The organism is Pseudomonas sp. EA_65y_Pfl2_P78 (genome assembly GCF_963970495.1).
Lineage (GTDB): Bacteria > Pseudomonadota > Gammaproteobacteria > Pseudomonadales > Pseudomonadaceae > Aquipseudomonas > Aquipseudomonas baetica_A.
On sequence record NZ_CAXAON010000030.1, the window covers coordinates 52,227 to 74,596 of the forward strand.

A 22,370-nucleotide genomic window follows, 5' to 3' on the forward strand; every position below is an offset into this window, starting at 1 on the left:
GCAAAACGCCCCCTAACAAACGGTTCAATTGCGCGTTCCTCCTAGATTCACGATCTAGGTTGATCGCAGAATTTAACCCCGCGTTTTCACCGTTTTCGCCGCATAGACTGCGGCGCATGTACTACTCGACCGAAGTTAAAGAAGCCGCCAAACGCCTGTTTCTGCGCCGCTGTAAGGCCAAGGAAATTCAGGCGCAACTCAACCTGCCCAACATCCGGATCGTCTATTACTGGATCCGCCAGGGCAGCTGGGAAGACATGCTGTCGGACGAAGAACCGCTCACCGCTGTCGGCCGACGTATCACGCTGCTACTGGACAGGGTCGGCAGTCTGTCCAAGGACGATTTGAACGAGCTGGACCGGCTGACAGTGGTGCGCGAACGGCTGCTCAAACAAGCGGCGAAACCGGCGCCGGTGGCATTGATCGGAGACGAGACAGGCGATTCCCCGGAACCTCGCCAGCGACCCCGTGGCGAACGTTCCGGGCGTGGCGAAGGCGGCGGCAAGAAGAAAGAGAAAAAGGCCAAGAACGACATCAGCGGGCTGACCGAAGTCGATTTCCTGGATAAGTTCATCAGCAAAATGTACCGCTACCAGCAGGAGCTGTTCGCGGCCAAACAGAACCCGCTGACTTGCCGGATCCGCAACATCCTAAAAAGTCGTCAGGTCGGCCTGACCTACTACTTCGCCGGCGAAGCGTTCATGGACGCGGTGTTGAGTGGCGACAACCAGGTCTTTCTGTCGGCCAGCCGATCGCAGTCCGAGATCTTTCGCAGCTACATCATCCAGTTCGCCAAACAGTGGTTCGACATCGAGCTGACCGGCAACCCGATCGTGCTGAGCAACGGCGCTGAACTGCGCTTTCTCAGCACCAACAGCAGCACCGCCCAGGGCTACCACGGTCACGTCTACGTCGACGAATATTTCTGGATCCGCGATTTCGAAAAGCTCAGCACCGTGGCCAGCGCCATGGGCACCCACAAAAAATGGCGCAAGACCTATTTCTCGACGCCCAGCGCGGTGTCGCACCAGGCCTACCCGTTCTGGACCGGCGAAGACTTCCGCAACAGCAAGCGCGGGAAAAAGGCCGGCGGCACCTGGCCGATCGAGGCGGCGTATACCCAAGGTGCGCTGTGTCCGGACGGCCAATGGCGCAAGACCATCACTATTCAGGATGCGATCGACGGCGGCTGCGATCTGTTCGACCTCGAGCAGCTGCAGCTGGAGTACGACGAGGACAAGTTTCAGCAGCTCTTCTACTGCAAGTTCATCGACAGCACACAGAGCGCGTTCGGCCTCAAGGATCTGGAGCGGTGCTATTCCGACCTGTCGTTGTGGGAGGACTACAAGCCCGACGAGGAACGACCGTTCGGCAACAGTCCGGTCTGGCTGGGTTACGACCCGAGTCGCACCCGCGACGACGCGACGTGCGTGGTCATCGCCCCGCCGCTCGAGCCTGGTGCGAAGTTCCGGATCCTGGAGAAGCACAGCTGGCGAGGACATTCGTTCACGTACCAGGCCGCCCAGGTCAAGAAGCTGACCGAGCGCTTCAATGTCCAGCACATCGGCATCGACGTCACCGGCGTGGGCTACGGCGTGTTCGACCTGGTGCGCGACTTCTACGCCAAGGCGACACCGATTCATTACAGCCTCGAGGCGAAGAACGCCCTGGTGCTCAAAGCCCAGGACACGATCCAAGGCAGCCGCATCGAGTGGGATGCCGGATGGACCGACATCGCCCAGGCGTTCCTGACCATCAAGCGCGGCACCACTAACAGCGGCCAGGTCACCTACAGCGCCTCGCGCACAGATGCCACCGGCCACGCCGACATCGCCTGGGCGGTCATGCACGCCCTGGCCAACGAACCCTTGAACACCAACAAGCGGCGTCGTAGCCGCTACGTCACGAGTGGAAACGATGCCCAAGCTTCGACGCAAAAAACGCCTGGTCAACCATCAGGTGCAACAGCAACAGCCAATGCGGGCGTTTACGTTCGGCGAACCCGAACAAGTGCTATCGGGAAACATCGGCGAGTACGTGGGGGTGTTTCCCAGCGACGACGGCGAAATTTACAAGCCACCGGTGTCGCGCACCGGTCTGGCCAAACTGCTGCGCGCCAATGCGCACCACGGCGCTATTCCGAAGTTCAAGCGCAACCTGCTGCTGCGTGAGTTCATTCCCTCGGCCGGCTGCAGTGCTCGGACAATGGGCTGCGCAGGTCTGGACTACATGGTGTTCGGCGATGCGTTTTTTTATCGCGACATCAACGTCTTCGGCCAGGTGCTGGAGCTGCAGCATCTGCCGGCGATCAATATGCGGGTGAAGGTGGACGGCGGTTTCCGGATGCTGTTACCGGACAACAAGTTCATGGACTTCGACCAGGAGGAGATCGAGCACGTCATGGACTACGACGTCGAACAGACCATTTACGGCATTCCGGATTACCTGGGCGGCCTGCAGGCGCTGCTGCTCAACGAAGCCGCAACCCTGTTCCGCCGGCGCTACTACAGCAACGGCGCCCACGCCGGCTACATCTTCTACACCAACGATCCGGATCTGACCGAAGAGGACGAAGACAACCTGCGCGCGCAGATCAGCTCCAGCAAGGGCGTGGGCAACTTCCGCTCGATGTTCGTCAACATCCCCAACGGCAAAGAAAACGCGATCCAGATCATCCCCGTAGGGGATTTCCAAGCCAAGGACGAGCTGGAGAAGGTGAAGAACATCACCCGCAACGACGTGATCGCCGCTTGGCGAATGAATCCAGCACTCGCCGGCATCATTCCGGAAAACAGCGGTGGTTTCGGCGACATCGAAAAGATTGACCGGGTGTACACCAGCAACGAGATCAGGCCGATCTGCCAACTGTTCAATCAGGTCAACGACACGCTTCTACCGGACAGGCGAATCAACTGGAGAGAAGCCGAAACAGTAGTTGATTATCCCGCATCTATTGTCTAGCTAAGAGATTGCCACTACACAATATGGCAAACTGGTGGCGATTGGCTTCCCTGGGGAGGGACATAATGAGAGTTGAATGCAAATGCGGGCACAGAGGACGGATCGCTTCACGCGAGAAGCTATCAACGGAGTTCGCCAAGTTGTACTGCCAGTGCCTGGACGCAAAGTGCGGGCACACATGGGTCGCAAATCTGACGTTCTCGCACACGTTGAGCCCATCGGCTCAGTCTTTCGAAAGGATGTTGTTCGACCATTTGCGGGATATGCCCAGAGCGAAACAGCGGGAGCTGTTCGAGCAGCTGGGATCACAGGCGGTGGCGTGATTTGCAAACCGCCGACTCATAGGTGTCGGCGATCGTATCTATCCATTGAGCTAACAGCGATCAGCTTGCTTCCAGTTCTTCTGGAATCGTCGCCAATGCCTCGGTGAGGCGCCGTAGTTGCTTTCGATCTTCTTCGGTCAACTGGCGATATAGCCCAACCAGGCGACGTTCAATATTCGAGAGGGCGTGCCATTCAAACTCAACAGTTTGTACATGACCGTTATCGATTCTTGCGCGATCCAACATGCTCACTACTCCATATAAGTGCATTGCTGAATCGACGTTATCGGGGACTGGAAACGGCTTTAAAACCGGGGTGCGACGAATGTCTTACATGTTTTGTTACAAGTTAATTCGAGCTCTTGGCAACGTCATCTGCGATGGCCTGCAGAAAGCGACGCACAGATTTTTGGTCTTCCTGAGGCATGCTGCGATACCGCTTCACCATCACCTCTTCGTCCGCGCTCAACCCCCCAACGGGAGAAGGCGTTCGGACGCCCGTGACGACATACAGGATGTCGAGACCCACGGCATGCAAGGCCTTCAAATAGCCAGTATCCGGGCGGCGCTCATCTCGTTCGTAGCTCCCTTGAGTGTTCCGGGTTACGCCGCCAATTTGAGCCATTTCCTCTTGTTTAAGCCCCAATCGAACCCTTTCTTCGCGCAAGCATTCGCCCGCACTCAACTCCGAGATCTCACTAGATGACAATTTTTTCAAACTTTAGCCCCTTTACAGGACAAATAAACTGGTCATAATCAGCGCCGTACGAACACGAATCCACACAAACGCACACGAGCGAACACTATGCCCGCCACCCTTACACCCGAGCAAGCCCGCGAGGCCTTGGATCACAAAGGAATGAGCATTGCGGAGTTTTGTCGGATCCACACGCTGAATAAGAATTTGGTCAGCGACCTTTTAAACGGTCGTAAAAAAGGTCGCCGCGGGGAGGCACATCGCGCCGCAGTGTTGCTGGGCATCAAAGACGGCGTGATCGAACAGTAATAGCACCGGGCCACAGGGAAAAGCAGAACATGAAAAGCACAGTTCTAAAAACTCGGCGTCAGGTAGTCAGCGCAATCATCTGCGCCTATCCAGGCGGACGCGAATGCGCAGCCCCTCGCATCGGTCTGCCACTCAAAAAGTTCGACAACCACGCCTATGAGAACAACAAGAGTCGCCCGTTGACCGACGCACAGATCCACCAGCTCGAGCTTGAGGCTGGGACAACATTTCTACCCCAGTACATCGCAGCAATGTACGGCGGGATGTTCGTTCCAGTGGTTGAGCCTGAAGCGTTGGACAACGTCGAAATGTACACCCGCTGCGTCCAAGCCTCAGCCAAGAAGGGCACCGTCGACCACCTCATTGAGGAGGCGTTGAAGGACGGGATCATCAGCGAGGCCGAGGCCGAAGCGATCCTTCACGCGGACTCACTGCACCTCGCGGCCAGACACGCCGAAGTTCTCGCCGTCATCCAATTGCACGCGTCTAAGTCGGGGAAAGCCAAATGAACATCGCTTCCAAGGATCTGGATTACCGCAGCACTATCCGGGCTGCTGCTCTCACATTCCTTGAACGTCATCAAGGGGAGCACCTTAGCGATCAAGGTCAATTCATTGAGCGCACCGCCAACCACCTGGTGGATAGCTTTCAGGCTGATAAGCCGCTTGCGATCCGGCTCACCTGTGAAGCAATGAGCGACCTTCACGAAATCAATGTCCGGCAACGGCTCGATATCCATGCAAGTGAATCCCATGCGGTGGTCATCATTGACCCGGTCCGTGGTTGCACTTGGTCGGTGCCTGTCCACCTGATCTACGAACACTTGATAGCCGCCGGCCGCGCCACCCGTATCACCTCCGCCACCTAAGCCCCCCTACCACTGTCCTGAGCCTGCTAGTCGTGGGTTTGGGTGAGCTGCGCCCGAAATTGAGGTTTGACGATGGAAAACGCCATGAACATCAACGCAAAACTGACGCCCGATCAGGCGAAGGCGCTCCTGGCCAGCCTGCGCGAGCAATACCGTCTCAGCTTCAACGACCTTTGGTACGCGGACCAGTACCGCCTGATTCCCGATGGCCTGCGCCACGGATCGATCCTTGCCAACAGCCCTGTGATGGCCGCTCAGAAACACCTGATCGGCGCCCTCACCCAAAGCCTCGGCCTCAGCCTTAAAGCAGCGAAAAAATCATGATGAACGAAGACATCCGAACTCAAGTACTTCAACGGCTGGAAGACGACTTCGGCTTGAAGTTACGTGTAGGCACGAACTACATGCGAGGCGGCGTGTGCCCTGCCTGCAACAAGAAAGAGCTTTATGCCCGCCACGACAAACCCTGGCAGATCCGCTGTGGCCGCCCAGAGCGCTGTGGTCATATCGAGCACGTCAAAGAAATTTATGAAGACCTGTTCGAGGATTGGAGCAAGCGAGCGCCGGCGACGGACAACGATCCGACCGTAACGGCCCGTGCGTATTTGGAATTCGCCCGGGGCTTGAACACTGGAAATATGACCGGTTGGTTCACCCAAGAAAACTACGTCAACCACGAAACGAACGAGTCGAGCGCCACGATTCGTTTCACCCTGCCGAACGGTGGCTATTGGGAACGCCTGATCGATCGCCCTTACCGCTTCGGCAAAATGAAGGCCCGCTTCAAGCCCAAATACAGCGCCCAAGGTGAGTGGTGGTGCCCACCGAGTGTGGACTTGGCCACCGTAAAAGAGCTGTGGATAGTCGAGGGCATCTTTGACGCCGTTGCCCTGGTGCAAAACACCGTCGATGCGGTGTCAGCCATGTCGAGCGTGAATTTCCCGATCGAAGCTTTGAAGCAACTGCTCGAGCAGCGTCCGGGCAATCTTCCCACTCTGGTCTGGGGTCTAGACAACGAACCAACTGCACGCGCCTACCTGCTGCGCTGGGTGAAACAGGCCCGCGAGATGGGCTTCACGTGTAAGGCTGCGCTCATTCCGCAGCGGGATAAGAAAGTCGACTGGAACGACCTGCACCAGCGCTGGCAGTTCGAAGAAGAAGGTAAGGCCCGCAACGACAAGCGCAAGCGTAATTTGGATGCCGCACGCCATGAAGGTGATTTGCTGTTGGCTCCCTCGCCGAAAGAGAAGGCGCTACTGATGTACACCTGGGAAGAAGGATTCCCGGAGTTCGCTTTTGATTTCGGCAACCAGACCTACTGGGCGAAGTTCGACCTGTCGAAGCTCGAAGAGGAGCAGAAAGCGCTGGCAACCAGCGAAGACCACGAAGACCAGCATCTCAACGATAAAGCAGCCCGCCGCAAGGTGCTGCAGAACGTCTGCAGCCTGAAGCTTCTGGCTAACTGCCGCTTTGAGGCGCTGTACAAGCAGGTGAACGACGTCACCAACGAGGCGTGGTTTTACTTCCAGGTGCTGGGTATCCACGACGATCTGGGCGAGAACTACACCTTCACTCCGAAACAGATCTCCTCGAGCAGCGAGTTCAAGACCCGTCTGATGTATTCCGGCGCCACTTGGCTGGGCACTCAGAAGCACTTGGACCAGATCATCATTCGGCAAACCGAACGCCTGAAAACCGTGGAGACCATCGACTTTCTGGGCTACAGCCGTGATCACAAGGCGTACATCTTCAATGACATCGCCATCCACGGCGGATCTGTCTACAAGGCCAATGACGAGGACTATTTCGAGTTCGGCAAGCAGCGGGTCAAATGCCTCATGAAGTCGGTAAAGCTCAAGATGGCCTTGGACAGCAAGGGCTATCGCGAAGACTGGCTACCGAACCTTTGGACCGTCTTCGGCGAGAACGGAATTCTGGCCCTCACCTACTGGTTTGGCTCGCTGTTCGCTGAGCAGATCAGGGCTGAGCATGAGAGCTTCCCGTTCCTGGAAATGTCGGGCGAGCCCGATTCGGGCAAAACCACGCTGATTAAATTCATCTGGAAACTCTTCGGGCGGATCTATGAGGGCTTCGACCCGGCCAAAAGTTCGTTCTCGGGTTTGAGCCGTGCGATGGGCCAGGTTGCCAACCTCCCATTGGTACTCCTCGAGGCAGACCGAAACACCAACGAGGACAATACCAAGGCTTTCGAGTGGGACCAGTTCAAGGACTTCTATGGCGGCGGCACCCTGCGTACCCGTGGCGTCAAATCCAACAGCAACGACACCTACGAGCCGCCGTTTCGCGCGTCCATCGTGATCGCCCAGAACGCCATCGTCAACGGCCACGAAGCGATCATCAGCCGTATCGTCCGGCTGCCGTTTCTCAAGCCCGTGATCACCGACGAGAGTCGCAAAGCTGCTGATGCGATCGTCCAGGCCGAACTGGAACACGTCAGCCACTTCATGGTGAAGGCAATGCGCGCCGAACAGCAGGTGCTCAAGCGCTTCGCGGAGCTGTATCCCAAGTACCGTGCCGAGCTTTGGGCGACCCGTAACCTGGCATCCGATCGGGTCATCAAGAACCACAGCATGATGCTGGCCTTGCTGGATTGCCTGCAGCTTGTCATCGCGATCCCGGACTACATGGTCCAGGCCTGCCGCAAATACATTCTGAAAGCAGCGAACGAGCGCCAAGCGGCGATCAGCACCGATCCGAAGGAAGTGAACGAGTTCTGGCAGGTTTTTGACTACCTGGAATCGCTGCCTTCTGCGCCGATGGTCAACCACAGCAAAAAAGCCGGCGTGATTGCCATCAACCTCAACCAGTTCGCCGAAGTCGCGCTCGAGCACCGTCAGCGAATTCCGGACCTCGCCGTACTGCGTCGCCTGCTTAAAGACTGCCGTGCTCACCAATGCCTGGACACTCAGAAACGGGTGGAAAGCGCGATCCGTGCCCGGCAGCAGGACATGGCACCAACCGCCCACATCCCTTCCACCATGCGCTGCTTCATTTTCCGGGAGTAGCCGCCATGCAGATTCAGCTGATCAACGATCAGGATCGAGACATCGCAATCGCTGAGATACGCCGGCTGAATGCGGTAATGGCTCAGTTTGGAAATGAAAGCCGGACGGTTTACGCCGAGGCCTATGCCCTATGCGGGTTGGTCGATGCTTTGGAGGTCCGGGCCAGCCGTGGCCATCGGGAGATTCTCGTCCTGGACTGCACAACTGCGCAGATTCAGGCCGTTATGGATTGGCGGTCTTGGGACGACGTCGGGGAATTTGAGGATTTGGTCATTCACCTGGTGCGAAAGGCTTGAGCCTAGCCACCAGATCCAACGCCGGCGATCGCCGGTAAAGAAAGGCGTCGAGGGGAGGCAACCCCTCGGCACCAACCACCACTGAGGGCAACACCATGCAAGCACAGCACCAAAGCAGCAGCGCCCCGAAGGCTATCACATCACCGGCCGGCGGCGTGCAGGAGGCTCGACACTTGATGGCCATCCGCATCGTCGGTACCGCGCTTTTTGATTACCAAGTGCGCAAGACGCCCGATGCTCGGATCCGCCTCGAGTCACTGGCCACCATGGCCCACCTACTCGGTGACCTCACTGCAACCGAGGCTGCTGTGGTGGCCCAGCTGTTGGCCAAGCCCACTCTGTTTGGAACTTCCGTATGAACCCGATTGCACAACAAGCGCCGGAGCGTGCCAGAGCTTGCACTGCTGATGCGAACAAAGGCGGGTCGACCACGCCGGCAACAGAAAGAATCCGGCCTGCAATGGCTAGCCAGCGGCTTGATCTGCCCAGCGTCTGCGATATCTGTGGATTCGCACGTTCGACACGCCGGCACAAGGTCTGCAGCAAGCTACGTCAGCAACGGAAAGCGGATGAATGGGCTTCGCTGATGGCAGAGAAACTTGCTGCTCGAGCAGCCCGCGAAAAACGCTATACACGCTAATCCACCGGTCAGCCAGTAAGCCGTCCAGGACGTTCTAACAACAATGCCCCAGTGCAAGTACTACACTGCCTGGGGCGCAATACCGCAGAGGAATACCATGTCGAGCAACGTCTTGATATTTGAAGACCTGCAGCGCATCACGGGCTACCAGCGCCGCTCCGACGTCGAGAGAACGCTGATTGACCAGGGCGTTCGCTTGTTCCGTGGCCGCACCGGTCCTTGGACAACGCTGGACCTCATCAACCAAGCAGCAGGTATGAAGCCCGCAGCAGCAGAGCGATACGAAGCCGACATCCTATGAGGAAAGCACGGAAGCGGGCGCATAATCCGCACATCCCCGCTCACATTGACCAGGCCGCTCTCCCAGCGGCCGTTTACTTTGACCAGAGAAATGAGGGAGTTTGGTACACACTCCACCGTGACGAGGCAGGCAAGCAGCGCCGGCGCAACATTGCGCCGGCGGACGTTTCGCTGGCTGAGCTGCACCAGATCATGGATGAAGCGTCTAACGTCGATCGGGGGACGCTCCGCTATGTGTGCGAGCAATTCCATGACAGTGATCGCTACAAGAAGCTCAGCTCAAAAACCCATAGCGACTACTGCTACTCCCGTGACGTCCTACTGACCTTACCCACCAAGCTGGGCAAGCCACTGGGTGATCTGGCGGTGAAGAAATTCACCTCGGCCCTGGTGCAGCGAATCGTTGATCGATTGGCAGACGAAGGCACTCCCTCCAAGGCCGCACACGCCCTTCGCTACTTGCGTCGAGTGTTGCAGTGGGGCCGCAACCGCGGTCACTTGGAGGTGAACCCCGCGCTTGGCATCGAGGCCCCCGTCGAGCGTAAGCAACGCCGCCTGCCGAACCATGAAGTCATGGACACACTTATCGATCGGGCAATTGCGCGGGGACTGCTGATACGGGGCGAGAAAGGCGGCTGCCCCGAATACCTCGGCTACGTCATGGAGCTGGCGTATCTCTGCAGGTTACGCGGAATCGAAGTCGTTACCCTGACCGACGCAAACGAGCTGGAGAGCGGGATTCTCACCAACCGTCGAAAGGGAAGCCGGGACAACATTGTTCGTTGGACACCACGCCTGCGAAAAGCTTGGGACCACGCCAAGGCCTACCGAGCCAAGGTTTGGGCGAAGCGCAAAACCGCGATACCGATCGCGCCGTCACGACGAAACATCATCGTCGCCAGCCATGGCGGGCCACTTCGCAAGTCCAGCCTGGATACAGCCTGGCAGCGTTTCATCACCCTAGCTCTCGCCGACGAAATCATCACGCCCGAGCAGCGGTTCGCCCTTCACGATCTTAAACGACGAGGCATTACCGACACGGTCGGCACCCGGGCGGATAAGCAAGAAGCCAGCGGCCACCGCGACCCGAAGATGATGGACGTGTATGACCACAGTCTGCCAATCGTATCCCCATCGGGTGAATGAGCAACACAACGTTGCCGCACTCATGTCTGCTAGCCTGTGCAGGACGCAAACCATCAGGGAGATTGAAATGACAGATGAGAATATATCGCCGCTGCAGCACACGATGCGGCAACTCGTGGATTTATCAATGCGGGAAGGTTATTGCGACATTACCTTTCACAACGCACCTCCACTGATTGGCGTTCGTCTGAGCCCTACGTTGAATGCCGCACTAATGTACGGCGCCGGGGCGGCGAAAATCACTGAATTAATGGACAGAGTAGAAACGAGAAGCGGAGCAGTGTTCCGCGCTGTTGATGTCTGGGTAATAGTCCAGTTCCCCGACGGTCTGCCCACGGCAGAGGAGCTTGCAAACGTAGACCTCGCTGGTGGTGAAGCTGAGGTTCTTCCTGGTAAATCGATGCGACTGATGGCTCAGCAGATCTACCACTGCAAAAATGACGTTGAGACAGAAGCAATGCTGCGACGAGTACTTGCCGCCTGACCTACGATCGGATCCCAGCACGTAACAAGCGAAATGAAGCCCGCAGAGAACGCGGGCTTTCGTTTGTCCGCACGTAACAAGGAATCACGTAAGTCATTGATTTTACTATTTGAAGCACCTTCCTTGTAATCAGTAGGTCCCGGGTTCGACTCCTGGTGCCGGCACCACATTAGGCTCCATTGCATTCCATCGAATGCTCTGGAAGCCCCGAAAACCCGCCCTTTGGCGGGTTTTTTCGTTCCAGGACCCTCTGTCGGGATCCAACAAAATCCCCCTTCCCCGAGGGTATGTTAGGGGTACTGCGATTTCCCGGTCAGGAGCGCGTACCCCTATGCCACGTCTAGCGATCCCCCTCAGCGACCTGCAATGCCGCACGGCCAAAACCCGCGAACGCGCCTACAAACTGTTCGACGGCGGCGGCATGTACCTTTTCGTCAAACCCAATGGCGTGAAGACCTGGCGCTTGAAGTACACCAAGCCCAGCGGCAAGGAAGGCACGCTCATCATCGGCAATTACCCCATCGTTACCCTTTCCGTCGCACGACGTAAGCGAGACGAAGCCAAGGCGTTGCTGCTCGACAACCTCGACCCAATGGAAGAAAAGAAGAAGGCCAAGATCGTAGCCCAACGGGCGGCACTGCTTTTCGAAACCGTTGCTCTGGAGTGGCACGCCGACATGTCCCGTCGCTGGACCGAAGGCCACGCAAAAACCGTGATGAGCCGACTGCGTACCCACGTCTTCCCGCTGATCGGCCAACGACCCATCGCTGAACTCGACACCCATGACCTGCTAGAGATCACCCAGCGCATCAAGGAACGCGGCACCATGGATGTGGCGTTAAGGGTACAGAACTACTTATCCACCATCATGCGCGGGGCCAAAAGGGCTCGGCAGATCACCATGAATCCTGCACTGGATCTGGCAGGCTCGATTCACGCGCCGCGCACAATCCATCGCCCGGCCCTCTCCCTCAACCGCCTACCCGAACTGCTGCACCGGATCGACAACTACAACGGCCGCGAGTTGACGCGCCTCGCCGTCCTGTTGACGTTGCATGTATTTGTCCGCTCCAGCGAACTGCGTTTCGCTCGATGGAGTGAGTTCGACTTCCAACGCGCCATGTGGGAAATCCCCGATACCCGCGCACCGATTGAAGGGGTACGCAACTCCACGCGTGGGACCAAAATGAATGGCGACATTCAAATGGTTCCGCTCTCGCCGCAGGTCATCGAAATACTGGAGCGCCTGCGCAGCCTCAGTCGCTTTTCAGAGTTAGTGCTACCGGGCGACCACAAGTACTGGAAGCCCATGTCCGAGAATACGGTGAACACCATGCTCCGCAACGTCGGCTATGACACCAGCAAGGACGTGTGCGGCCACGGCTTCAGGACCATGGCCTGTAGCGCTCTGCTGGAGTCCGGGTTATGGACCGACGCAGCCATCGAAAGACAAATGAGCCACAAGGAACGCAACCGTGTGCGTGCCGCGTATATCCACAAGGCCGAATTCCTCGAACAGCGCAGGCTGATCATGGCGTGGTGGAGTAACTACATCGACGCCAACCGCCATGGGCATGTGACACCCCACGAATTCGCTCACCCAGTCGGCGACAACATCACAGCCCTACAAAATAGCCGTGGCGCATCCAAACGTGGGTAAACCTGTGAGATCACCGTTGTCCGCCCTTCCACGCGGGTCCATCCAAGCGGGGCTGCAAAGCCGCCCTGTTTGGATGGACCTCATTTAAAAAATCTAAAGTCCACGCAAATTGTCTGTGGAAAACCATAGATTTCCACCGGTGGATAATTTCATCCACAGCCGCAGAATTCCCGAAAATTCGAGCCTTGACCCAAATTATCCACAAGCGTAGAAAAGATCGGGCAAAGCGCTGTCTTTGACAGCAACCCAGGTAGCCAGAACCTTTAAGGCTACGCCACACCGTGGTGGTTCTCCCAAAGTGCGATTAGCGTCCGGCGGCTCGCACGGTCACAGCGATGTGATGGATGCCTACTTTTACCAGCGTGCCCACTGCGGCAACTCATTCCCTTTCCTAGCTGCCCTGCAGCAACCTATCCGCTTGGCCATTTCATTGCGCCAACCTGCGCCCGTCTCTTTCTCCCGGAAAGAGACGGGCGCTCCTACCACTGCTGCAGCCCAACTCGTACAAGGCCTTGCGGCATTCCCCCTCGTGACAATCGGCGTGACAAACACCGAAGTCACCAGCAACAGCGATACCGATGATGGTGCCGTAGCCCAGGAATGGATTGCACCTGACTGACAGTCAGGCATGCCCCGGTCATCGCTTCACTGCCTTCACCCGACTCAGGATCTCGCGGCGCTGGTCTCGTCAGCCAGTGCAGTCTCCACCCGCCCACCGCTATCGGTGTTCAGGAGGCCAGATCATGAGACGCCCAAGCTCCCGGTCGTAAGGAGCCGTCAGTCCCGCGTTAGTGGACAACCCTCACAGGTCGCAGGGGCCTTGATCCCTGATAACACTCAACATTCGTGGCGGGATGACGTGGGGAAGGTTTTAAAAGTTTTGGCTTTGAGCGGAGTTCGATCATGGCACTAGTAGGTAAACGTGACGGGCGCAACCATGGCTATGGTCGGCAACTGAGCTATGCCGGGCCGCAAGCGCTAAAAGATCTGTTTGGCGGCGGGCACTATGGGACCGTTAAAGCGCACAGTGATCGCTGGCAGGCGTTTGTGCGTTGGTGTCGGTCGGAGGATGGACCAGGATTTAACGATGCGCGGCAGATTAATTGGCAGACCTTGCTGGACTACGCCGGACATCTGCGCCAACAAGTTGAACGAGGTGAGCTGGCCATCGCGACTGCGCAAAACCGGTTGTCCAGTGTGAATCGGACCCTGGCCGCGCTTCGCGGTGATCAGTATGTGAAGGTCGTGAGTCCGAGCAAGGCGTTGGGAATGCGGCGCTCCAGTGTTCGTCGCTCGGTGCCGCAAGGCCAAGACCGCGAATACGTGAAGCGGGTCGTAGACGTGCTCTGCGGACATCAACAGTCGCGCGCCGCGGCTATCGCGCAGTTGGCGCGAGCCACCGGTATGCGCTTACGCGAGGCGATTTTGGCCGACCTTCCGCGTCTAAAGCGTGAGGCCGAACACTACGGCAAGATCAACATCCAGGACGGCACCAAAGGCGGCCGCTCAGGTGCCTCGGCACCTCGCTGGATTACCATGGATGATCGTATTCGTGACGCTCTTAGGTTTGCCGAACAGTTCTCGCCAACCGGCAGCCGCAACCTGCTTGCACCAAACGAAAGCTACCTCGACTTCTTGGAGGGAGTCGTCCGTCCCGCACGGGACATCCTCCATACGCACCGACTAAAAGGCTTCCATGAATTGCGGGCAGCCTATGCGTGCGAACGCTATCAGCAGATTACCCATCATCCTGCGCCGATCAACGGCGGCAGGTGCAACCGGATAGACCGGCGGCTCGATCAAGAAGCCCGAAGGCAAGTTAGCTACGAGCTGGGGCACGGCCGTATCGACGTGGTCGCGGCGTACATCGGGGGACGACCATGAGCAAGCCATTCGATATGGAGTTGTTCCTGGCTGGTGTTTTGAAAGGGTCATATACCACGCGCCAACGCCATCTGCGTCAGGCGAAGGCGATCCAATCAGCAATTGCGGGGCGCTGGCGACGGGACAACCCTCGGGCTTGGCAGAGAAAACACCTTGATTGGTTTCTCAATCACCACCTGAACCGGCGTAGTGAGTCGACACGCTATTACTACTTGCTGACGGTGCAACTGCTCACTCATCGATTAGAAAAATCATGGGTCTTCAACCGTTAAGTGGGGGGAGAAAACGGCCAAGCTCCGCCGGTCGGTCCAGGGACTTTTGACCTGTCTCCGTCATCCAGCACTGAAATTGACATAAGCCAGACCGTAGACGCGTCTAGGAAATCAGTGGTAATTCAGAGTAGCATGGCTCATGGCCAGCAAATCACAGTCGCCTTAAGGATATAGGTGTATGACGACAAAGGGAATTTTGCCTAACTCATGTTGTAAAGCCGATCGTAGCTATCGCGCCCCTCTGTCTTCGAATCTAGAAAAAGCAAAAGTGCTGCCCGGAAAGCATTGCAGTCTAGAATGATGCCGAAGTTTTATTAATTTCAAAACATGGATTGGCTATGGAACTAAGTCCTAATAAGGTTTGGGAACGCAAGGAGTGGGAGGGCCATGTTAACGACCTTCTGCGGATCAAGCATGGACAAGAAAATTACGTCCCAATTCCTGACAGGCATAACGGTGACGCGGGTATTGAAGGGTATTCGTTCTGTGGAAATGCCTACCAATCCTTTTGCCCTGAGGAGCTATGTAGTACTGCAGAGCTGTATGAGAAGCAACGCGATAAGATGACGACTGATATTAATAAGTTCATCGAAAATAAAGACGGCAATCTCGCAAAATTCTTTAGCTCTACACTAATAAGGAGGTGGATTCTTGTAGTTCCCAACCTTAACTCTAAGTATTTGGTGGCGCATGCAGCCGTGAAAACTGTAGAGGTTGTAGAAGCAAAGCTACCTTATGTTGATAATTCTGACTTTCGAATTTTAGTGTGGGACAGAGGAACTTTTAAACTCGAAGAATCCGAACTTTTAGAGCAGGGCGTGCGGGTTTTGAGGCTAGAAAGAAAGTCCATCACGGACATTGATATGTCTGAATTTCAAACAGACAAGTCAGAGTTTGTAAGGAATATCGATACCAAGCTTCTAAAGCTAAAAAAAGCTCCACAGGCTCATATTGAAAAAACGAGAGAAATCATGCTAAAACAAGCAATTCACTCTCAGAATATGCTAACAGACTTGAAGCAGGACTACCCTGAATATCACTCTCAAATTATGGGAGGAGTAATTGCTCGAGAAGAACAGTTGTATATTGAGTATTTCGAATCCGTACAAAAAAGTCCAGCGCAGCAAGTCGAGGTTTTGAAAGGGAACCTCGAGAAAAAGAGCAAACTGCATGAAGATAATTTGGAATGTATTGCAGCTGGTACGGTCGCGGATTGGATAATGCGATGCAATTTGGACTTCGAACAATGAACATATTAGATATTGTACCTAAGAAAGCGGTCTTTCGCCAAACAGGAACCCCTGTAGAGCCAGAGCTACGGCCTGTTTGGCGAATATCTTTGATTGCGTTAATTTTGTCATTGCTTAGTTCTGGGAACAAAGCCAATGCCAAAAAGATCCAAGTCTTATGTTCCTTGATTTCTTCCTCAGACAAAAGGCAACAATATTTTTCGCCCACTAAAGATTTACTTGATAACTTTAATGTGAGATTCGACCCGCTGGTGGATAGAGCTATCGACCTAGGGATAGGGGAAAAAGTTTTCGAACTGGACTCGTCTAAAAGCATTAAACTCACCAAGAAAGGGTTGGAATTTGCAAAAAAAATTGAATTCGATAAAGAAGTTTTTATTAACGAGAAAGGATTTATTCTGAAGTTCAAAAAGTCTTTTTTTACAGATGAAGTTATTGATCGTCTTATCGCGGGGGTGCGTTTGTGAGCAAGTTGAAGCTGAGAAGACTAAGGATAGTTTCGCAAACGAACGAAGGTCGATACGGTGTAGACATACCATTCTTTAAAGGGCTGAATATTATTCAGGCTGAGAATACTTTCGGCAAGTCAACGTGTATACAAAGTATTATTTATGCTTTGGGGCTGGAGGGGACTCTAGGGCCTTCTAGAAAGACTCCGTTAAAGTCTGCTTTAACGACCAGATTGAAAAAGGCAGATGGTAGCTATGCTTTGATTTCGGAAACAAAGATTTTCCTCGAAATTGAAAACTCGTCTGGTGCTGTGGTTACATTAGTTAGAAGTAGCATAGAAAGTAAAAACAGGTTAATTTCTGTTTCTCAAGGTGCGCCCGGCGATGTTGAGAACCTTCCTAGTAGCGCTTTGACAGATTATTTTGTACGAGATCCTGGGGCGGCTGTGAGAGACAGAGGATTTCATCAGTTTCTAGAGAAATTCTTAGGGGTAGACGAACCGCAGGTAATTAAGTATGACGGTTCTTTTTCAAACTTATACCTTGAATCAATTTTCGCCGTAAACTATGTAGAGCAAACGCGCGGGTGGGGCGGAATTTTGAATGTGCTCCCGACTTATTTGCAGATTAAAGAACTTTCCAGCAAAATCATTGAGTACAACTTAGATCTTGATATTCAAGAGAATAGCAAGAAGCGGCAACAGCTTTTGGTCAGGCAGTCCGATTTAGAGTCTGTTTGGACTGTTAATGTTGAAAGGCTTGTTTCGTTGGCGAAGCAAGTTCAAGCGTTTTTATCAGGTAATATTTCGGATGATATAAGTAAGCAGGCGGCAATAAACAGCGCATCTGATATTTATTTTCTTGACACCGATTCCAAAGAGGTTAGCCTCGGTCAATATGTTAAAAATCTGAAAACGGATTTAGAAAAAATTAGGTCTGAGTCAAAAGCTATTGAAATTGATAGTCAAAAAATTCCTGGACTTGAGCTTGAGCTAACGTTGCTGACAGAAAAGCTTACTGCGGAGGAGGCTGCGTTTTCTATTCTTATCTCAGATCTGGATGTCAGCGATGAGTACATAAAATCTATTGATAAAAGAACTGCCTCTGTTAGAGAGAGTTTGCGTAAATATAACGATGTTAAAAAACTTCAAGATTATGGCTCAGAAGAGAAGTTTAATTTTTTAGAGGGTATTTGCCCAACATGCAATCAGCCGGTTGAAGACTCTTTGCTACCTCATATGCATAACCAATCTGCACTCGGGGTAGATGACAATATAAAGTACCTGGAAAAGCAAAAAATTGTTTTTGACTCGATGAAAGAAGGTGAGTCTAAAAAGCTACTAACAAAAAAGTCACTAATTTCTCAGGCCCAGCATAAAATCAATGCAACTCGTGCGGAGATAAGATCTGTTAAAGAAAGTTTGACGGATGTCAAGGGGGCGCCCTCTCGTGTTCAGCTTAGAAAAGAGATTTTGCTAGAGGAAAGAATTTCTAGTGTAGAAAAGGCGGCAGCCTTGGAAACCGAGATCAAGCAGAAACTAGTTTCTGTAATGTTGGATTGGTCGACAATCACGGGAGCATTGAAAAAGCTACCTTGGGATGGGTTTAGTCGAAATGACAATATAAAGCTCAATGAGCTTCTTAATTTTTTCAAAGAAAATCTTAAAGATTTTGATTACAAAAGTACACCTATTGAAGATTTTGAAATATCTAAGCGCACGTACAAACCTGCTATCGATGAGGTGGATTTAGGTTCTGAGGCGTCCGCAAGTGATAATATTCGAGTTATATGGGCGTATATGTATACTTTGTTAGTTCTGGACTCTCGCTTGAATGGGTTATCCACAAATCACCTTGGGCTCTTGATGCTCGACGAACCACGCCAGCAAGAAACTAAAGAAGTTAATTTTAAGACTTTCATTGAAAAGGCGGCTCGAACATTTGAGTTGGATAAGCAGGTTATCATCGCGACGAGTGAAAAGTATGATGACCTGCTAAAGATGATTGACGGCTTAGAAGTTAATGTTGTTCGCTTTGAAAGCCCAGTAATATCTCGAATTGGTTTGTAATTATAACAGGCACCTGTAAAAAACAGACATCATGCTTGTGATGCACAAGCATGGCGCTACCCCTCCTCAGACAATGCGGCGGGGTTTACTTCCAATTCGGCAATGATGACTTGGGACATCAGTCGCTGCTTCCCGTTACTAGCGAAGACTACGTGACAGAACCTCCAACATCATATCGTAATCTTCCCTCCGTCTAACGATATGGAGTTTTTCTAACGCGGTTGGGTCGCACTTTAGTAGATTGCACTTACCTATTACATCTTCTGAAGCCAGCAAGAGGTTTGCGGAAATTTTGCTTTCCGAGTTTCTGATGTCTTGATCCGTAGGATAAGGCACTATAAGTGGCCGTCGATCCTTGATTGCTGCTCGGGATGCATGCAGGCTTCCGCCAACTAGGTCTGACTGGATCATCATTACGCCTTGGGAGAGTGCGGACTGAGTTTTATCCCGTATCACAAAATTCGTAGGTATTGGTTTAACATCAAACGCAAACTCTGACACTAACGCCCCACCACTAGATAGAATCGACGACGCTAAATCTTTATTTTGCGACGGTGAAACTGTGTGCAATCCATGGGCCATTACAGCGACTGTTTTTCCAAATGATTTTATCGCCTGCTTATGAGCAATACTATCGCAACCTAACGCCAGCCCACTTACAATCGCCCAGCCTTGCTGAACCATCCAGTGAGTCATGCGCTTTGTTATCTCCTCCCCATGAAGCGTAGGCTGCCTTGTACCTATTACAGCGACCGAAGGACTGTTTAAAAGCTCTACGTTCCCCTTGACATATAAAATCGCAACACGAACACCAGAAATCGCTAGTGCTCTAGGAAATTCAGAATCCAATAGGCTAATTATTTTAGTATCATTCTTGGAGGCCATATCTATTTGAAAGTCTGCATATCTACGAGCCTCATCAAACTGCTCGCTGGTGAACGATTTTTTACGCAGATCAGAGGCATACTCACATAGCTCAACGACCGTCTTCAATGGGTACGATGAAAGCGCCAGCACTTTTTCAATAGTGCTTGGGCCAACACCTTTTAATCCACTCAAGATCAAAGCATTGTAAGCGTCATCGCTCATCATTTTCAGTCCCTGGCCCCTGAAATTGTGTGTGCCAAGCTGATGCAAAAGACCTCTTCAGCGCCGTTCGCCCTGCTGTATTTGTCCATATAGTAAAGAGTAGCGCCAGTTGTTACCACATCATCGATCAGAAAAACCAATTTATTTTCAATCTCTGCATCGTCAGCAATCGACAGGCAATCACGCACATTTTCGTATCTTTGAACCATGGTCAAATGCTCTCCATGATGAGACTTTGCCTCAGGAGAAAATTCAAACATATCATCAATTACCTCCACCGTACTGTTCGACAGCGGAGACTCCTCAAGTATGGATTCTATTTGCTCTAAAAAGTTCTCCATCCGCGGAGGCCGATTTTTCTTAGAGGGTGCCGTGGTGATTACTATTTTATATTTTTTAAACAGGCTCTTTATGCCTCCCTTCTCCCTATGAGTTTTTATTTGCTCATTGACCGTATCACGAACACATTTAGCCCACTCAATGGGAAAATTATCAGTATTCTTAAATCTTACAATCTCATTGGTCAGCTTATGCCATTCCCGCCGAGGTTTTATAGACTTATGTTCTGTGAATAGTCGACCCAACGAGATAACTTGAAGTGGCCGCTTTGTTTCTTCCACAGCGCGTGGAGGAAAGTGACCCGCTCGGCAAACTCTTCCAAAGAACCCGTTATGCGCTTGAACTCCTTCGACCAAGCGCTCCAGAATAGGTAACTTTTGACCTATGTCCAAAATCGCTTCAACCAAAGTCTTCTGTTTGACAACCGACGCATCAGGGATTCGCTTTCTCGCCTCATAATGCGGAGAAGCGCCATGGAGCTCTGCTAACACTACCCGGACTCCTGCATGGTAAGCTGCCTCCACGTCTCCGAGGTCATCACCCACTATAACAATCGCTTCGCGATTCGTTACCTCACAAGCTTTCGCCGCCAAAATGATACCGTCAGGGGCTGGCTTGGTATTCTTAACATCCTCGAATGCAACGATTGATTCCCAGTCAACATCCGAATATACCTCACTCAATACTGTACAGGCGTAGCATCGAGGCGACTTGGTGAAAACCGCCAACTTCAAATTTGGAATAGCTCCTTTAAGTTCTTCAAAAAAATCTGAAGATAGTAGCCGCCTGTTTTTCTTGTTAATTTCAGCGATTAAGCGAGACTTATACTCCTGATCTTTATTTCCCAAATTGGAGGCACCGCGAAAGCCCTCCAAGTCGTCAGTCAGTGCCAACGTATTGTCCAGATCAAATATAACCAACTCAAACATCTCAAAATCCCTTTATCGAGTCAAAGGGCAAGACTGATGGGTAGCCGCCATTAATGTCAATATGACACTAGTCTTATTTCACGTACCTAACCGCTCAAGCCTTCACTATGGATAACTTGTTAAGCTGGATGGTGTAGCGCTTGCTAAGAATGTCACGTCGTGAAGAAAGCTAAAAAAATCCTGATTCGATTCCACCAAAAGCCATAACCAGCTGATTTATTTATAGTTACTAGTTGGGGTACGCCAAATTTTCCACCGAACTCCAGACCCGCAGAAAACCTAGCCCCGCTAACCGCTACCGTTCGTCTGGTGCCGGCACCATACAAAACAAAGCCCTCGTAGAAATACGAGGGCTTTGTTGTTTCTGGTACGTCCACTTTTTGTCCACACACTGGAATTCGTGAGAGCGAGCCTGCTCGCGATGAGTCCGTCAAACCCAACGACGATCTGATAACCAAGACAAAGGGCTGACTTTCCAAGGCACCAGAAAACGAAGCAACCTCAACCAAACAGCATCTTTTGCCAATGATCCTCACCCACAATGGAAATCGAAGCTCCTGCCTCCCGCAACTCCACTGCCTTCATGATCTTCGTTCCATAAGTGCTGTGGCGCCACTGCTCATTACCCACGCTACCGACCACCAGGTAATGCACCTTCTTACTCACACCGCCCCCAATCAAACCACCTCGTTCTTCGACCAGCGCCTGACAATCTTTACGCGGCCCAAAGGCATGACACCCGTAAATACAAACATCCGGCCATTCCACACCAAATCAGGGGGCGGTGAATCGAAAGGAAGGTCCGTAGGAGCAACGGCAACAGCACCGCCGACCTTCGCTCCCTCAATGTCCACTCCAGAAAAACCACGCAGTATGTTAAGCAGCTCCAGGGACTCATCCTTGTCTAGAGCATCGTCCTGAAGCATGCACGCCAAACGCGAATACAGCAGATTGATCACCGGATCATTCAGATGCGCGAGATTGTTTTCCAACCATTGCTTTAGAAAAACCGCTTCTGTGATGTTCACAACACCGTCGGCCGCAATCCCAGCGGCCAACCCGACCAAGGCATCGGCGGCACGTCGATCGATACGGGCGCGATGGAAAAATTTGCTGCTCTCGAACTCGTTATGTAGATCCATTACGGGTTTTCCTTTGAGGTGGGCCCCCGGTGTCAGGATAGTTGTCGCCTCTCCGGTTTTTCCAAAAAAAGCATATCGGGGGCGGAAAGAGACTGGTCGTGCCGTACTACTCACCTGAACGCAGAGCCGCATTACTTAAGATGCTGCTTCCCCCGCTGAACCTGTCGATGGCCGAGGTTTCCCGGCGCGAAGGGGTCAGCGAAATGTCTTTGTCCAACTGGCGCAAGCAGCTCAGTT

The 22,370-nt window shown here is 53.0% G+C and carries 24 protein-coding genes and 1 pseudogene; 20 read left to right on the top strand and 5 right to left on the bottom strand.

What is annotated here, in order from left to right:
• Positions 1-116 precede the first annotated feature (116 nt).
• The 3 genes from AACY02_RS20790 (at position 117) to AACY02_RS20800 (ending at position 3,284) form a co-directional block, all read left to right on the top strand.
• Entirely contained in the window at positions 117-2,171 is a 2,055-nt protein-coding gene (locus AACY02_RS20790; protein WP_339433574.1) for a terminase large subunit domain-containing protein, read from the top strand.
• Positions 2,083-2,961: a phage portal protein gene (locus tag AACY02_RS20795; RefSeq protein ID WP_339433575.1), complete on the top strand. Its 879-nt coding sequence runs from the start codon at positions 2,083-2,085 to the stop codon at positions 2,959-2,961. Before AACY02_RS20790 ends, AACY02_RS20795 begins: the two co-directional genes overlap by 89 nt.
• 65 nt (positions 2,962-3,026) lie before the next feature.
• The gene (locus AACY02_RS20800; RefSeq protein ID WP_008084736.1) at positions 3,027-3,284 is read left to right on the top strand and encodes an ogr/Delta-like zinc finger family protein; all 258 of its coding nucleotides are present in this window, start codon (positions 3,027-3,029) and stop codon (positions 3,282-3,284) included.
• A 60-nt stretch (positions 3,285-3,344) separates the two neighbouring features.
• On the opposite strand, the gene AACY02_RS20805 is transcribed toward AACY02_RS20800, so the two are convergent.
• Both AACY02_RS20805 and AACY02_RS20810 read right to left on the bottom strand, forming a co-directional pair.
• Positions 3,345-3,530: a hypothetical protein gene (locus AACY02_RS20805; RefSeq protein ID WP_160054845.1), complete on the bottom strand. Its 186-nt coding sequence runs from the start codon at positions 3,528-3,530 to the stop codon at positions 3,345-3,347.
• Positions 3,531-3,633: 103 nt separating this feature from the next.
• Positions 3,634-4,002, bottom strand: a complete 369-nt coding sequence (locus AACY02_RS20810) for a helix-turn-helix domain-containing protein (RefSeq protein ID WP_160054843.1) — start codon at positions 4,000-4,002, stop codon at positions 3,634-3,636.
• A gap of 87 nt (positions 4,003-4,089) precedes the next feature.
• On the opposite strand from AACY02_RS20810, the gene AACY02_RS20815 reads away from it, so the two are divergent.
• The 16 genes from AACY02_RS20815 to AACY02_RS20890 all read left to right on the top strand — a co-directional run bounded on the left by AACY02_RS20815 (position 4,090) and on the right by AACY02_RS20890 (position 18,634).
• Complete coding sequence (locus AACY02_RS20815; RefSeq protein ID WP_160054840.1) at positions 4,090-4,290, top strand: DNA-binding protein; 201 nt, start codon at positions 4,090-4,092, stop codon at positions 4,288-4,290.
• A 29-nt stretch (positions 4,291-4,319) separates the two neighbouring features.
• Positions 4,320-4,799: a YmfL family putative regulatory protein gene (locus AACY02_RS20820; protein ID WP_339433576.1), complete on the top strand. Its 480-nt coding sequence runs from the start codon at positions 4,320-4,322 to the stop codon at positions 4,797-4,799.
• Positions 4,796-5,158, top strand: a complete 363-nt coding sequence (locus AACY02_RS20825) for a hypothetical protein (RefSeq protein WP_339433577.1) — start codon at positions 4,796-4,798, stop codon at positions 5,156-5,158. Before AACY02_RS20820 ends, AACY02_RS20825 begins: the two co-directional genes overlap by 4 nt.
• Before the next feature lie 72 nt (positions 5,159-5,230).
• Positions 5,231-5,482, top strand: a complete 252-nt coding sequence (locus tag AACY02_RS20830; RefSeq protein ID WP_177031608.1) for a hypothetical protein — start codon at positions 5,231-5,233, stop codon at positions 5,480-5,482.
• Positions 5,482-8,184, top strand: a complete 2,703-nt coding sequence (locus AACY02_RS20835) for a toprim domain-containing protein (protein WP_339433588.1) — start codon at positions 5,482-5,484, stop codon at positions 8,182-8,184. Before AACY02_RS20830 ends, AACY02_RS20835 begins: the two co-directional genes overlap by 1 nt.
• A 5-nt stretch (positions 8,185-8,189) precedes the next feature.
• On the top strand, positions 8,190-8,480 hold the full coding sequence (locus tag AACY02_RS20840) for a hypothetical protein (protein ID WP_339433578.1): 291 nt from the start codon (positions 8,190-8,192) through the stop codon (positions 8,478-8,480).
• A gap of 95 nt (positions 8,481-8,575) precedes the next feature.
• The gene (locus AACY02_RS20845; RefSeq protein ID WP_339433579.1) at positions 8,576-8,839 is read left to right on the top strand and encodes a hypothetical protein; all 264 of its coding nucleotides are present in this window, start codon (positions 8,576-8,578) and stop codon (positions 8,837-8,839) included.
• A 378-nt stretch (positions 8,840-9,217) separates the two neighbouring features.
• Positions 9,218-9,421, top strand: a complete 204-nt coding sequence (locus tag AACY02_RS20850) for a hypothetical protein (RefSeq protein ID WP_093106995.1) — start codon at positions 9,218-9,220, stop codon at positions 9,419-9,421.
• Positions 9,418-10,566 carry a site-specific integrase gene (locus AACY02_RS20855; protein ID WP_339433580.1) on the top strand — a complete coding sequence of 383 codons (1,149 nt, stop codon included), beginning with the start codon at positions 9,418-9,420 and terminating at the stop codon, positions 10,564-10,566. Before AACY02_RS20850 ends, AACY02_RS20855 begins: the two co-directional genes overlap by 4 nt.
• A gap of 67 nt (positions 10,567-10,633) precedes the next feature.
• On the top strand, positions 10,634-11,050 hold the full coding sequence (locus tag AACY02_RS20860) for a transposase (RefSeq protein WP_339433581.1): 417 nt from the start codon (positions 10,634-10,636) through the stop codon (positions 11,048-11,050).
• A gap of 331 nt (positions 11,051-11,381) precedes the next feature.
• A complete protein-coding gene (locus tag AACY02_RS20865; protein WP_102059947.1) occupies positions 11,382-12,710 on the top strand; it encodes a tyrosine-type recombinase/integrase in 1,329 nt (442 codons plus the stop codon).
• 903 nt (positions 12,711-13,613) lie between these two features.
• Positions 13,614-14,594, top strand: coding sequence for an integrase domain-containing protein (locus AACY02_RS20870; RefSeq protein WP_339433582.1), 981 nt, complete (start codon positions 13,614-13,616; stop codon positions 14,592-14,594).
• Positions 14,591-14,866 (top strand): hypothetical protein, encoded by a 276-nt coding sequence (locus AACY02_RS20875; RefSeq protein ID WP_339433583.1) that lies wholly within the window; start codon positions 14,591-14,593, stop codon positions 14,864-14,866. The genes AACY02_RS20870 and AACY02_RS20875 overlap by 4 nt, the downstream gene beginning before the upstream one ends.
• A gap of 338 nt (positions 14,867-15,204) precedes the next feature.
• A complete protein-coding gene (locus tag AACY02_RS20880; RefSeq protein WP_339433584.1) occupies positions 15,205-16,116 on the top strand; it encodes a hypothetical protein in 912 nt (303 codons plus the stop codon).
• Positions 16,113-16,583 carry a hypothetical protein gene (locus AACY02_RS20885; RefSeq protein WP_073471546.1) on the top strand — a complete coding sequence of 157 codons (471 nt, stop codon included), beginning with the start codon at positions 16,113-16,115 and terminating at the stop codon, positions 16,581-16,583. Before AACY02_RS20880 ends, AACY02_RS20885 begins: the two co-directional genes overlap by 4 nt.
• Positions 16,580-18,634: a hypothetical protein gene (locus AACY02_RS20890; RefSeq protein WP_339433585.1), complete on the top strand. Its 2,055-nt coding sequence runs from the start codon at positions 16,580-16,582 to the stop codon at positions 18,632-18,634. The genes AACY02_RS20885 and AACY02_RS20890 overlap by 4 nt, the downstream gene beginning before the upstream one ends.
• Positions 18,635-18,772: 138 nt before the next feature.
• On the opposite strand, the gene AACY02_RS20895 is transcribed toward AACY02_RS20890, so the two are convergent.
• The 3 genes and pseudogenes from AACY02_RS20895 to AACY02_RS20905 form a co-directional block, all read right to left on the bottom strand.
• On the bottom strand, positions 18,773-19,723 hold the full coding sequence (locus AACY02_RS20895; RefSeq protein WP_339433586.1) for a DNA-processing protein DprA: 951 nt from the start codon (positions 19,721-19,723) through the stop codon (positions 18,773-18,775).
• 5 nt (positions 19,724-19,728) lie between these two features.
• Positions 19,729-20,991: an HAD hydrolase-like protein gene (locus tag AACY02_RS20900; RefSeq protein WP_323154306.1), complete on the bottom strand. Its 1,263-nt coding sequence runs from the start codon at positions 20,989-20,991 to the stop codon at positions 19,729-19,731.
• Positions 20,992-21,492: 501 nt separating this feature from the next.
• Positions 21,493-22,133: pseudogene (locus tag AACY02_RS20905) on the bottom strand (BRCT domain-containing protein).
• 98 nt (positions 22,134-22,231) lie between these two features.
• Here AACY02_RS20905 and AACY02_RS20910 point away from each other — a divergent pair.
• On the top strand, positions 22,232-22,370 hold a 139-nt coding region (locus AACY02_RS20910; RefSeq protein WP_147471910.1), incomplete at its 3' end, for a transposase.